Origin of the sequence: Streptomyces sp. NPDC002886 (genome assembly GCF_042888445.1) — a bacterium.
Taxonomy (GTDB): domain Bacteria; phylum Actinomycetota; class Actinomycetes; order Streptomycetales; family Streptomycetaceae; genus Streptomyces.
On the sequence record NZ_JBIAPV010000002.1, the window covers coordinates 1,059,872 to 1,073,052 of the forward strand.

Annotated in this window: 10 protein-coding genes; 6 read left to right on the forward strand and 4 right to left on the reverse strand. The window is 71.0% G+C overall.

Annotated elements, in window-relative coordinates:
• Positions 1-35 precede the first annotated feature (35 nt).
• Both ACFYYB_RS11005 and ACFYYB_RS11010 read left to right on the forward strand, forming a co-directional pair.
• Positions 36-572 (forward strand): GNAT family N-acetyltransferase, encoded by a 537-nt coding sequence (locus ACFYYB_RS11005; protein ID WP_389434622.1) that lies wholly within the window; start codon positions 36-38, stop codon positions 570-572.
• A gap of 238 nt (positions 573-810) precedes the next feature.
• A complete protein-coding gene (locus ACFYYB_RS11010; protein ID WP_030297784.1) occupies positions 811-1,011 on the forward strand; it encodes an AlpA family transcriptional regulator in 201 nt (66 codons plus the stop codon).
• A gap of 44 nt (positions 1,012-1,055) precedes the next feature.
• Here the strand turns inward: ACFYYB_RS11010 and ACFYYB_RS11015 are convergent, their stop codons facing one another.
• Positions 1,056-3,317, reverse strand: coding sequence for an MMPL family transporter (locus ACFYYB_RS11015; protein WP_389434624.1), 2,262 nt, complete (start codon positions 3,315-3,317; stop codon positions 1,056-1,058).
• Positions 3,318-3,458: 141 nt separating this feature from the next.
• Between ACFYYB_RS11015 and ACFYYB_RS11020 the strand changes: the two genes are divergently transcribed.
• The gene (locus ACFYYB_RS11020; RefSeq protein ID WP_389434625.1) at positions 3,459-4,181 is read left to right on the forward strand and encodes a TetR/AcrR family transcriptional regulator; all 723 of its coding nucleotides are present in this window, start codon (positions 3,459-3,461) and stop codon (positions 4,179-4,181) included.
• Here the strand turns inward: ACFYYB_RS11020 and ACFYYB_RS11025 are convergent.
• Complete coding sequence (locus tag ACFYYB_RS11025) at positions 4,159-5,394, reverse strand: cation:proton antiporter (RefSeq protein WP_389434994.1); 1,236 nt, start codon at positions 5,392-5,394, stop codon at positions 4,159-4,161. The genes ACFYYB_RS11020 and ACFYYB_RS11025 overlap by 23 nt on opposite strands.
• A 185-nt stretch (positions 5,395-5,579) precedes the next feature.
• Between ACFYYB_RS11025 and ACFYYB_RS11030 the strand changes: the two genes are divergently transcribed.
• Positions 5,580-5,813 (forward strand): heavy-metal-associated domain-containing protein, encoded by a 234-nt coding sequence (locus ACFYYB_RS11030; protein WP_266877713.1) that lies wholly within the window; start codon positions 5,580-5,582, stop codon positions 5,811-5,813.
• Positions 5,814-5,927: 114 nt separating this feature from the next.
• On the forward strand, positions 5,928-8,192 hold the full coding sequence (locus tag ACFYYB_RS11035; RefSeq protein ID WP_389434627.1) for a heavy metal translocating P-type ATPase: 2,265 nt from the start codon (positions 5,928-5,930) through the stop codon (positions 8,190-8,192).
• 299 nt (positions 8,193-8,491) lie between these two features.
• Here ACFYYB_RS11035 and ACFYYB_RS11040 read toward each other — a convergent pair whose 3' ends face one another.
• On the reverse strand, positions 8,492-9,781 hold the full coding sequence (locus ACFYYB_RS11040) for a citrate synthase (RefSeq protein WP_243335006.1): 1,290 nt from the start codon (positions 9,779-9,781) through the stop codon (positions 8,492-8,494).
• 183 nt (positions 9,782-9,964) lie between these two features.
• Positions 9,965-12,211, reverse strand: coding sequence for an ATP-dependent RecD-like DNA helicase (locus ACFYYB_RS11045; protein WP_389434629.1), 2,247 nt, complete (start codon positions 12,209-12,211; stop codon positions 9,965-9,967).
• A gap of 276 nt (positions 12,212-12,487) precedes the next feature.
• On the opposite strand from ACFYYB_RS11045, the gene ACFYYB_RS11050 reads away from it, so the two are divergent.
• Positions 12,488-13,105, forward strand: coding sequence for a DUF937 domain-containing protein (locus ACFYYB_RS11050; protein ID WP_389434630.1), 618 nt, complete (start codon positions 12,488-12,490; stop codon positions 13,103-13,105).
• Positions 13,106-13,181: the final 76 nt, after the last annotated feature.

The window sequence follows — 13,181 nt, forward strand, 5'->3', positions numbered from 1 at the left end:
CAGCCGGTCCCCGGCCGACGGGGCATCATGGGGGAATGCCCGAGATACCTTCCTCCGCGATCCCGGTCGCGATGCGACTCTCCCGGTACACGAAAACGGAACAGGACGAGATCCTCGGTGGCGGCGCCGACCCGTTCGGTGTGAGCGCGGCCGGCTTGAAGTGGCTGCCCAAGGAGGAACACTTCGGCGTCACGGCGGACGACCGGCTGCTGGCACACGCGGGCCTGCTCCGGCTGCCCGTCGCGATCGGCGGCGCCGAGACGGAGGTGGTGGGCGTCGGAGGAGTGGCCGTAGCCCCCGACGTACGCGGTCGCGGGCTGGCGCGGCTCGCCCTCGCGGCCGCACTCCGCCACGCGCGCACGATGGGCCCCCGGCACGCGCTCCTGTTCTGCCGGCCGCCGCTCGTGCCGCTGTACGAACACCTCGGATGGCACCTGCTCGACCAGGAGGTCCTCGTCGAACAACCCGGAGACCGCTCGGTCCCCATGCCGCTCCGCACCATGGTGACCCCCCTGCACGAGAACGCGACCTGGCCCTCGGGCCCGGTGCGGCTCCTCTCCCTCCCCATGTGATCGCGCGCCACCGGGGCGGCGCCCGCGCCGTATGTGCCACCTGTGTCACGAGGGTTGCCGGTGTGTCACGCATGTCCGCATTACGCGGGTCTTGCGTCACAGCCGGGCGACAGCCCCTCCCCTGACCTCACCCTGCGTCGTTCCCCGGGCACAACCTGAGTGATCGTCAGTGTCCACGCGCCGGCTCCCCCGACGGCCTCCCGGCCGGCCCCGCGGCGTGGACAAGGAGGTGTCGAGGATGAGCGACCGACAGCTGTGGTCGTACAAGGAGATCGCCGCTCACATCCGGGTCCAGCCGGACACGGTGCGCTCCTACCGCAAGCACGGGCTGCTGCCCGCACCCGACCATGTGGAGGGTGGCAAGCCCTACTGGTACGCCGACACCATCCGCACCTGGGTGGCACGCCGGCCCGGCAACCGCGGACGCCGCGAGGACTGACGCGGCGTCCGGTCCAGGGACGGGACCCTCCCGGGCCCCGTCCGCTAGCGGCTCCCGGCGGGCACCGGCTCGGATTCGGACCGCTCGGAGGCCGGGGCCGGGGCCGGCTCCCCCTCGCTCAGCCCGATCCGTTCGTGGAGTCTGCGCAGCGGCGCCGGCGCCCACCAGGTGGCCTTCCCGGTCAGCTTCATCACCGCCGGTACCAGCAGGCTCCGCACGACCATCGCGTCCATGAGCACGGCCAGCGCGATCCCCAGGCCCAGCATCTTGGTGTTGGTCACCCGCGAGCTGCCGATGGCGACCATCACCACCGCCAGGATCACGGCCGCAGCGGTGATCAGTCCGCCCGTGCGGGTCAGCCCGGCGCGCACCGCGCCCTCGTGGTCCCCGGTCCGGTCGTACTCCTCCTTGATCCGGGATATGAGGAACACCCCGTAGTCCATGGAGAGTCCGAAGGCGATGCAGAACATCAGCACCGGCAGGGTGGTCTCGATGTCTCCGGTGGCGGTGAAGGAGAGCGGTCCGGAAAGGTGGCCCTCCTGGAACACCCACACCACCGCCCCGAACATCGCCGTCAGGCTCAGCGCGTTGAGCAGGACGGCCTGGACCGGTATCAGCAGGCTCCCGGTGAGCAGGAAGACCAGGAGCAGCGTGGCCAGCACCACGACGGCCAGGGCCAGGGGCAGTTTCTCGGCTATGGCGTCGCGGGCGTCGACGAGCACCGCGGCCTGTCCGGTCACGGCGGTGTCGAAGGGTGCCTCGACCGCCCGCACCAGGCCCACCAGGTCCTGGGCCTCCTCCCCCACTTCCTCGCCCTCGGTGAGCACCGAGAAGTAGGCGTATCCGGTGCCGGCCGCCGAACTCACCGGCCCTGCCACCCCCACCACGCCGGGCAGGGCCTCCACCCGGCGCTTGTAGGCGTCGAGATCGGCGGCGCCGGAGGCCCCCTCGGTCAGTACGGTCAGAGCTCCGCCGGGGCTGCCCGGGAAGCCTTCGCGGATGTGCTGCTGCACCACGTGCGACGCGGCGGTCGCCGGCAGCTGCCGGTCGTCCACGGTGCCGAACTTCACCCCGAGGAAGGGCGTTCCGAGCAGCAGCAGTCCGGCCGTGGTGACCACGGCGAACAGCGGGGCGCGGCGCATCACCAGATCGGTGAGCCGGGCCCAGCCCCGCCCGCCCCCGGCCCGGCCCGGGTCGGTCCCGGCCGGCCCGGGCCGGCGCCACAGCCGGCGCAGGTCGAAGGAGTTGACCCGCTCCCCCAGCAGTACGAGCGCGGCGGGCAGCACGATGAGGGCGGCCGCCGCGGCGAGCAGGACCACCGCGACTCCGGCGTAGGCGAAGGAGCGCAGGAAGTACATCGGGAAGAAGAGCATGGCCGAGAGGGCGACGGCCACGGTCAGCGCCGAGAACAGGACCGTCCGCCCGGCGGTGCGCAGGGTGACTCCGACGGCCGCCACGGGGTCGCGCCCGGCGGCCAGCTCTTCGCGGAACCTCCTCACGATGAACAGGGCGTAGTCGATGGCGAGGCCGAGTCCCAGGGCGGTGGTCAGGTTCTGCGCGAAGACGGAGACGTCGGTGAACTCGGTGAGCCCGCGCAGCACGGCATTGGTTCCGATGACGGCGATGATGCCGACACCGAGGGGCAGCAGGGCCGCGACGGCGCTGCCGAAGACGAGGACGAGCAGGACGAGCGTCACGGGCAGGGCGATCAGCTCGGCGCGCAGCAGGTCCTCCTGGATGGTGGAGGTCACCTCGCGCTGGACGGCGGCCGGGCCGCCGAGGGACACCGTCACCGGTCCGTGCTGACCGCGGTAGCTCGGGACGATCCGGTCCAGGACGGCATTGGCCGTCTTCTCGTCGCCCAGGACCCGGGCGGCGATCAGGGCCTGCCGGCCGTCCTCGGAGCGCAGGGTGGGCAGCCCGGTCCGCCAGTACGAGCCGACGCCGGTCACGCCCTGCTCGGCGGCGAGCCGCGCCGTCAGCCGCTCGGCCTCGGCGGCGACGGCCGGGTCGTCCACCCCGGCCGTCCCGGCGGCGGCCCCGGCGGCCCCTATGTCGACGAGGAGTAGCAGATTGGGCTGGGAGCCCGGGAACTCGCGCTCCAGCGCCTTGGTGGCGTAGGTGGAGCGGGCGCCGGGATCCTCCCAGCCCCCGCTTCCCAGTCGGTCGGCGACGCCTCCGCCGGCGAAGACGGCCAGGGCCGTGACCACGAGGGCGAGCAGCAGCGAGAGCCTCGGCCGTGTGGTGACGAGCCCGGTCCACCGGCCGCCCTCCCCAGGCGACGGCGGTTTTTTGACTTCGGACATGTCTCGGTGTCCCCTTCACCGTGATTGCCAAGCAACTTAGACTGGCAAACACGAGCAGTCGCTCGCGTTCTCCAAGAATGCGAGCGACCTCTCGCGTTTGTCAATCACCCACGGGAAGCAACAGGAAGCAAGGGATTGGACATGCGGGAGACCCCTCGGGCCACGAGTACGGAGAAAGCGGGTGAACCGGCCGTGGAGGCAGCACTGACACCGGCCGCGGAACCCGCGGCCGAAACCGCCCCCCGCCGCCGCCAGGCCCGCGGTGAGCGCCGGATCGCCCAGCTCCTGACAGCCGCCGCCGGGGTGTTCTGCCGCACGGGTTACGCGGCGGCCAGCACCAACGCCATCGCCCGCGAGGCAGGCGTCTCCCCGGGCACGCTCTACCAGTTCTTCCCGAACAAGGAGGCCATCGCCGTGGAGCTGGGCGGGCACCTCCTCCAGCGCGCCCACGAGGCGCACGGCCGGGCCTTCCTCCCCGAGAACCTGGACCGGCCGCTGCCCGAGCTGCTCGACGCCGTCCTGGATCCGGTCATCGCCTTCAACTGCGAGAACCCGGCCTTCCTGGCGCTCATGCACGGCTCCGGCATCCCCGGCATCGCCCAGGAGCACGACGAGCTGCACGTCGGCATGCTGACCCGCGTCGAGGGGGTGCTGCGCGCCTGCGTCACCCCGGCCGCAGACGGCGCCCCCGCCACCGACGCCGAGCTCACGCAGGTCGCCACCATGGTGCTCGGCATCGTCAAGGTCTCACTCGAGCTGATCCTGGCCAGCGAGGGCGCGGAGCGGGACGCGTACGTCGCGGAGCTGAAGACCGTCCTGTTCCGCTACCTGGACCCGATGATCACCACGCCTCCTCCTCGCTGACCATCTCCCCGACACCCTCGGGGCCGCCGGATCCGGCGCCGGCGGCGGACCCCGCCCGCAACCGCAGCCCCAGCAGCGGGAAGACCAGCACGGACACCATCCCGGCCCCGACCAGCGCCGCGGCCTCCCCCGGCTCCAGCTTCCCGGCCTGCACGCCCAGGGTGGTGATCGCCACCACCAGCGGCAGCGCCGTGGAGCCGAACAGCACCAGTGCGGAGCGGTCCTTGCGCCCGAGGTCCCGGGGGGCCAGCAGCCACATCGGGAGCCCGCGCACCACGAGGAAGAGCAGCAGGAACACCGGCAGCAGCAGGAGCACGCGCCCGCCCCCGAGCAGCGCGGTCAGGTCGAACTCGATCCCGGTGACCACGAAGAACAGCGGCACCAGGAAGCCGAAACCGAAGGCCTCCACCTTCGACAGCACGGCCTCGCTGCTCTCCGGCGCGGCCCCGTGCAGCACGAGCCGGGTGATCAGCCCCGCGGCGAAGGCGCCGAGCAGGACGTCGAGGCCGAGCACCTCGGACAGCGCGAGGAAGGCCACGAGGATCAGCACCACCAGGCGCACCGCGAACTGACCGCTGCTGTGCAGGGTCTTGGCGATGACCCGGGCGAACCAGGGCGGCTTGGGCCGCATCGCCCAGAACACCGCGGCGGCCGTGAGCACCGCGAAGCCGATCAGCAGCGCCGCCGACTGGGCCGGCGCCCGTCCGCTGAGCAGCAGGGCCATCGCGATGATCGGCCCGAACTCGCCGACCGCGCCCATCGCCATCATCACCGAGCCGAACCGGCTCTGCAGGTCCCCCGAGTCCCGCAGGACCGGCAGGATCGTGCCCAGCGCGGTACTGGTGAGCGCGGTGCCGATGTAGACCCCCTTCTCGAACCCGCCGCCCGACAGCAGCAGTCCGAGCCCGAGCCCCAGCGCGAGGGCGGCCACCCAGGCCCACACCGACCGCTTCAGGGTGTCGCCCTTGACCTGGGCGAACTGGATCTCGTAGCCGGCCAGGAAGATCAGCATCGCCAGGCCGAGCTCGCTGAGCACGTCGATGACGTCGGTGGAGTGGGCCCATCCGAGGACGTCGGGTCCGACCACGACGCCCAGGACGATCTCGAAGATCACCAGCGGCACGGGGAGCCAGCGCGAGACCCCGTACGCGAGAAGGGGCGCGAGCACCGCGATCGACATGATCAGGATGAGAGTGATCCCCGTGTGCTCCATACGTGCCATTTACATACGCTTCGCACGGATTGTCCACCGCAAAAGATCTAGCCGCACGACCCTCGGATGCTCGCGTTGATACCCCCTAGGGGTATAGTCTCGAGTGTCGGGATGAACGGTGGCCTCACCACGAGCCGTCCGCCGCCTTCCGGCCGCCCGGAAACGCCCCTGAAGAGGAGAACGACATGAGCGCCGACACGGACACCCAGACCACCACCGTCTACCGGGTGACCGGCATGACCTGTGGGCACTGCGAGGGTGCGGTGACCGCCGAGCTCTCCGAACTGGCGGGCGTCAGCTCGGTCAAGGCCGTCGCCGCGACCGGCGAGGTCACCGTGGTCTCGGCCGCCCCGCTCGACGAGGCCGCCGTGCGCGCCGCCGTCGACGAGGCCGGCTACGAGTTCGCCGGCCAGGCCTGAGCACCTCCTCTTCGGCAGCACCCGCTTCGGCAGTACCCGCAGCACCCCGCCGGGCCGTACCGGCCAGCTCATACTGGTTCCGTACGGCCCGGCCCTCCCCCTGGAGCCCGGATCATGAGCAGCAGCACAGTGCACGACGGACCCATAGCGACCGCCGAGGTCGAGCTGACCATCGGCGGGATGACCTGCGCCTCCTGCGCGGCCCGCATCGAGAAGAAGCTGAACCGGATGGACGGGGTCACCGCATCGGTGAACTACGCCACCGAGAAGGCCAAGGTCTCCTACGGCGCCGACGTACAGGTCGCCGACCTCATCGCGACGGTCGTCAAGACCGGCTACACCGCCGAGGAGCCCCCGCCGCCGGAGCCCGAGCAGGTCGAGGAGGCGCGGGCCCCCGACGAGGCCCGCGACCCCGAGCTGGCCGCCCTGCGCCAGCGCCTCCTGGTTTCCGTGGTCCTCTCGCTGCCCGTCGTCGTGCTCGCGATGGTCCCGGCCCTGCAGTTCGACAACTGGCAGTGGCTCTCGCTGACCCTCGCCGCCCCCGTCGTCGTCTGGGGCGCCCTCCCCTTCCACAAGGCCGCCTGGACCAACGCCCGGCACGGCGCCGCCACCATGGACACCCTGGTCTCGGTGGGCACCGGGGCAGCCTTCGCCTGGTCGCTGTGGGCCTTGTTCTTCGGCCACGCCGGAATGCCCGGCATGCGACACGGCTTCGACTTCTCGGTCTCCCGCACCGACGCCTCCTCGGCGATCTACCTGGAGGTGGCGGCCGGAGTCGTCAGCTTCATCCTGCTCGGCCGCTACCTGGAGGCCCGCTCGAAGCGGAAGGCCGGCGCGGCCCTCAAGGCCCTCATGCGGCTCGGCGCCAAGGACGTGGCGGTGCTGCGCGGCGGCGCCGAGGTGCGCATCCCCGTGAGCGCGCTCGCGGTGGGCGACCGGTTCCTCGTCCGGCCCGGCGAGAAGATCGCCACCGACGGCACGGTCGTCGAGGGCAGCTCCGCCGTGGACGCCGCCATGCTCACCGGTGAATCGGTCCCGGTCGAGGTCACCGTGGGCGACGGCGTCACCGGAGCCACCGTCAACACCTCCGGCCGCCTCGTCGTCGAGGCCACCCGCGTCGGCTCGGACACCCAGCTCGCCCGGATGGCCAAGCTGGTCGAGGACGCGCAGAACGGCAAGGCCGAGGTGCAGCGCCTCGCCGACCGGATCTCCGGGATCTTCGTCCCCGTGGTGCTCGTCCTGGCCCTGGGCACCTGGGTCACCTGGCTGCTGATCACCGACAACCCCACGGCCGCCTTCACCGCCGCCGTGGCCGTCCTGATCATCGCCTGCCCGTGCGCCCTGGGCCTGGCCACCCCGACCGCGCTGATGGTCGGCACCGGCCGGGGCGCGCAGCTCGGCATCCTGATCAAGGGTCCCGAGGTGCTGGAGTCCACCCGCCGCGTGGACACCGTCGTCCTGGACAAGACCGGCACCGTCACCACCGGCCGGATGACCCTGACCGCCACCCACCCCGCCGAGGGCGTGGACGCGGACGAACTGCTGCGCCTGGCCGGGTCGCTGGAGCACGCCTCCGAGCACCCGATCGCCCGGGCCATCGCGACGGGCGCCGCGGAGCTCCCCGGCGGCCTGTCGGTCCCCGAGGGCTTCGAGAACCACGGCGGGCTCGGCGTCCAGGGCGTGGTCGACGGACACGCCGTCCTGGTGGGCCGCGAGAAGCTGCTCGCCGACTGGTCGATCGCGCTGCCCGCCGCCCTCGCCGAGGTCAAGGCCGCCGCCGAGGCCGAGGGTTCCACCGCCGTCCTGGTCGCCTGGGACGGGGAGGCCCGCGGGGTGCTGACCGTGGCCGACGCGGTCAAGGAGACCAGCGCCGAGGCCGTGTCCCGCCTGCGGGCCCTGGGCCTGACGCCGGTCCTGCTGACCGGCGACAACAAGGCCGTGGCGCAGACGGTGGCCCGCGCGGTGGGCATCGAGGAGGTCATCGCCGAGGTCCTCCCGCAGGACAAGGTGGACGTCGTACGCCGGCTGCAGGCCGAGGGCCGTACGGTCGCCATGGTCGGCGACGGGGTCAACGACGCGGCCGCGCTGGCCCAGGCCGACCTGGGACTGGCCATGGGCACCGGCACCGACGCGGCCATCGAGGCGAGCGATCTGACCCTCGTACGGGGCGACTTGCGGGTGGCGGCGGACGCGATCCGGCTCTCGCGCCGGACCCTGGCCACCATCAAGGGCAACCTCTTCTGGGCCTTCGGCTACAACGTCGCGGCGCTCCCGCTGGCCGCGGCCGGACTGCTCAACCCGATGATCGCGGGGGCCGCGATGGCCTTCTCCTCGGTCTTCGTGGTCACCAACAGCCTGCGGCTGCGCTCCTTCCGCTAGTGATCAGCCTTCACGCCCCCCGCACACTCTCTTCACACGAGACGCAGATCACAGGGACCCCGACGTAACCATCGGACACCCCCATGGGTCTAATGGGGCGATGCCGAAAACGTGTTGGTACGACTACACGTTGCCTCGGCACGCAGACACCCGGTCCGGGTCCCGTGGGGGGAATCCGTTCCGGGGTAAGGAAAGCGCCCCGACCTTCGACCCGTGGGGGGATCGATGGCGGGGCGCTTTTCCTGTTCCGAACGCCCCATTCCTACGGGCGCTGCGAGTCCTGCGGCTCGACCCTCGGGTCAGCGGGACTCGACCGGGACGAAGTCGCGCAGGACCTCGCCGGTGTAGATCTGGCGCGGGCGGCCGATGCGGGAGCCGGGCTCCTTGATCATCTCGTGCCACTGGGCGATCCAGCCGGGCAGCCGGCCGATCGCGAAGAGCACGGTGAACATCTCGGTCGGGAAGCCCATGGCCCGGTAGATCAGGCCGGTGTAGAAGTCGACGTTCGGGTAGAGGTTGCGCTCGACGAAGTACTCGTCGGCCAGCGCGTGCTCTTCCAGCTTCAGGGCGATGTCGAGGAGCTCGTCGTCCTTGCCGAGCGCCGAGAGGACATCGTGCGCCGCCGCCTTGATGATCTTCGCCCGGGGGTCGAAGCTCTTGTAGACGCGGTGTCCGAAGCCCATGAGGCGGACGCCGTCTTCCTTGTTCTTCACCTTGCGGATGAAGGCGTCGACATCGCCGCCGTCGTTCTTGATGCCCTCGAGCATCTCCAGAACGGACTGGTTGGCGCCACCGTGCAGCGGGCCCCACAGGGCCGAGATGCCGGCGGAGATCGAGGCGAACATGTTCGCCTGCGAGGAGCCGACCAGACGCACGGTGGAGGTCGAGCAGTTCTGCTCGTGGTCCGCGTGCAGGATCAGCAGCTTGTCGAGCGCGGCGACCACGACCGGGTCCAGGTCGTACTCCTGGGCCGGCACGGAGAAGGTCATGCGCAGGAAGTTCTCGACGTAGCCGAGGTCGTTGCGCGGGTAGACCACCGGGTGGCCGACCGACTTCTTGTACGCGTACGCCGCGATCGTCGGGAGCTTGGCCAGCAGCCGGATCGTCGAGAGGTTGCGCTGCTTCTCGTCGAACGGGTTGTGGCTGTCCTGGTAGAACGTCGACAGCGCGCTGACCACGGAGGACAGCATCGCCATCGGGTGCGCGTCGCGCGGGAAGCCGTCGTAGAAGCGCTTGACGTCCTCGTGCAGCAGCGTGTGCTGGGTGATCTCGTTGCGGAACGACGCGAGCTGGTCGACGGTCGGCAGCTCCCCGTTGATCAGCAGGTAGGCGACCTCGATGAAGGTCGAGCGCTCCGCCAGCTGCTCGATCGGGTAACCGCGGTAGCGCAGGATGCCCTGCTCACCGTCGAGGTAGGTAATGGCGGACTTATAGGCGGCGGTGTTTCCGTAGCCGCTGTCCAGGGTGACCAGCCCGGTCTGAGCCCTGAGCTTCGAGATGTCGAAGCCCTGGTCACCGACGGTGCTCTCGACCACCGGGTAGGTGTATTCACCGTCCGCGTACCGCAGTACTACAGAGTTGTCGCTCACGTCATCCCTCACCGACGTAGTGCCTCTTCTTCGAGGTGCCCTGACTGCCTCTACCTTCCCCCATTTGGCGCAGGTGAGTGCACTCGGGGTCGAGCTTTGGTGTTTTTGACGGCACTCAGTGCCGCCAGCGTGCACATCCTGCCCCCTCCGCAACCGTTGTAGGAACCCCAAATGATCGATCATCTAGGTGATGTTTCCCACCGGTATGCGGCCGGAGAGCCTGGGTGCGACGGCCGTGTACCTCCTGCCTGCGGAAACGGTACGCACCGCCTGGGCGAGGGCCTTGCGGGACCCGACCAGGACGACAAGTTTCTTCGCCCGGGTGACGGCCGTATACAGAAGGTTCCGCTGGAGCATCATCCAAGCGCCGGTCGTGACCGGGATCACCACCGCCGGATACTCGCTCCCCTGGGAGCGGTGGATGGTGACGGCGTAGGCGTGGGCCAGCTCGTCGAGCTCCGCGAACTCGTAGGCCACTTCCTCGTCTTCGTCCGTGCGCACCGTCAGCCGCTGTTCCTCCAGGTCAAGGCCGGTGACCACGCCGACCGTGCCGTTGAAGACCCCGTTGGCGCCCTTGTCATAGTTGTTACGGATTTGCGTGACCTTGTCGCCGACCCGGAAGACCCGGCCGCCGAACCGCTTCTCGGGCAGGCCCGGCCGGGCCGGGGTGATGGCCTGCTGGAGCAGCGCGTTGAGGTTGCCGGCGCCGGCCGGGCCGCGGTGCATGGGGGCGAGGACCTGGATGTCCCGCCTCGGGTCGAGGCCGAATCTGGCCGGAACACGACGGGCGGCGACGTCCACGGCGAGCTTTCCGGCCTCCTCGGTGTCCTCTTCGGAGAACAGGAAGAAGTCGGGGAGCCCGTCGGTGATCGGCGGCAGGCCGGTGTTGATCCGGTGGGCGTTGGTGACCACCCCGGACTGCTGGGCCTGCCGGAAGATGGTCGTCAGCCGGACGGCCGGGACCGGCCCGCCCTCGGCGAGCAGATCGCGCAGCACCTCGCCCGCCCCGACCGAGGGCAGCTGGTCCACGTCCCCGACCAGCAGCAGGTGGGCACCGGGTGCCACGGCCTTGACCAGCTTGTTGGCCAGCAGCAGGTCGAGCATCGAGGCCTCGTCCACGACGACCAGGTCCGCGTCGAGCGGCCGCTCCCGGTCGTACGCCGCGTCCCCGCCCGGCTTGAGCTCCAGGAGCCGGTGCACGGTGGAGGCCTCGGCCCCGGTGAGCTCGGCCAGCCGCTTCGCCGCCCGGCCCGTGGGGGCGGCGAGGACCACCTTGGCCTTCTTGGCCCGGGCCAGCTCCACGATCGAGCGGACCGTGAAGGACTTGCCGCAGCCCGGCCCGCCGGTGAGCACCGCGACCCGGCGGGTGAGGGCGAGGCGGACCGCGTCCCGCTGCGCGGGGGCCAGCGTGGCTCCGGTCCGGCCGGCGAGCCAGCCCAGGGCCTTGTCCCAGTCCACGTCCCGGAAGGCGGGCAGCCGGTCCTCGTCGGCGTTCAGGAGGCGGCGCACCTGACCGGCCAGGGACAGCTCGGCGCGGTGGAACGGCACGAGGTACACGGCGGTGAGGGGGTCCGGGCCGCCCTGCGGGTCGGGCACGGATTCCCGTACGACCCCTTCCGGATCGCCGGCGAGCTCGGCCAGGCAGTCGATGACCAGCCCGGTGTCCACCTGGAGCAGCTTGACCCCGTCGGCGATGAGCCGGTCCTCGGGCAGGAAGCAGTGCCCCTGGTCGGCGGACTGGGACAGGGCGTACTGGAGGCCGGCCTTGACCCGCTCCGGGCTGTCGTGCGGGATCCCGACGGCCTGAGCGATGCGGTCGGCGGTGAGGAAGCCGATGCCCCAGACGTCGGCGGCGAGCCGGTACGGCTGGTTCTTCACCACGGAGATGGAGGCGTCGGCGTACTTCTTGTAGATGCGCACGGCGATGGAGGTGGAGACGCCGACCCCCTGGAGGAAGACCATGACCTCCTTGATGGCCTTCTGCTCCTCCCAGGCCGCGCCGATGAGCTTGGTCCGCTTGGGGCCGAGGCCGGGCACTTCGATCAGCCGTTTCGGCTGCTCCTCGATGACGTCGAGGGTGTCGAGGCCGAAGTGCTCCACGATCCGGTCCGCGATCTTCGGACCGATGCCCTTGATCAGGCCGGAGCCGAGATAGCGCCGGATGCCCTGGATCGTGGCGGGGAGCAGCGTCGTGTAGTTCTCCACGGTGAACTGCCTGCCGTACTGGGCGTGCGAGCCCCAGCGGCCCTCCATGCGCAGCGATTCACCCGGCTGGGCCCCGAGGAGGGATCCGACGACCGTGAGCAGGTCACCGGCGCCACGGCCGGTGTCCACCCGGGCGACCGTGTACCCGCTCTCCTCGTTGGTGTAGGTGATGCGCTCCAGCACGCCCTCGACCACTGCCGGCGCCGCGGCCGCGTTCGTCGTCATGGCCCGAAGCTACAGCCCGGGTGTGACGGTCCGGCGGGGCTGTGGAGAACCAGAAGGGGGTCCCGCCTTCCGGCCGGACCCCCTCACGGTTACCCCTCCCTCGTCGGACTCCCCGATCCCCCCGGATCCCCCCCGGAAGTCCCGACGCACCATACGACCCTCCACCCCTGCCGGTGGTTGCACGCGGATCCGGAACTTTACTTTTCCATTACCCAAGGGGGGTTCCGGAGGCCATCCGAGGTGCCGCCGAATCGCCACAGAAGTAGCGTTTCAGACATGAGCGAACCTTCCTTCCAGGACGACGTGCTGAACGAACTCGGCGACGACCGGCTGACCGAGATCGCAGGTCTCCTCGGCACCGACACGAACGGCGCCCGTGACACCGTCGCGACCACGGTCGGAGCGATGACCGGCGACCTCCAGCAGAAGGCCGACGCCGATGACGACGACGGCAACGAGGTCCGCCAGGCCTTCGCCGAGGTCACCCAGGCCCCGCTGGAAGGCGTGGCCACCCTCGGCGGCGGCCTGGGCGGCATGCTCAGCGGCGGGATGATGGCCGGGGTGCTCGCCAAGGTGAGCAAGCCCGTGGCCAATGCCGTATCGAAGAAGACCGGCATCCCCGCGCCCACCGTGGCCCGGGTCATCGAGCTGCTGATCCCGGTCCTGCTGGCGGTCTTCGCCAAGCGCGCGGCCGGAAAGGCCGGAGGCGCGGGTGCGGGCGCGGGCGCCGGGTCCCCGACGGCGGCCGGCGGCGAGTCCCCCATCCCGTCACCGGGAGCGGTACCGGGTGCGGCGGCGGGCGCAGCCCCCGCGGGTCCGGCCGGCGCGGCCCCGGCGGGCGGCGGCAGCCTCGGCGACCTGCTCGGCCAGATCCTCGGCGGCGGCAAGAAGTAGCCGGGTTCACCCGTTCGGACCAAACGGCCCCGGGCCGGGTCCGGACCGCCCCCCGGCGGTCCGGACCCGGCCCGGG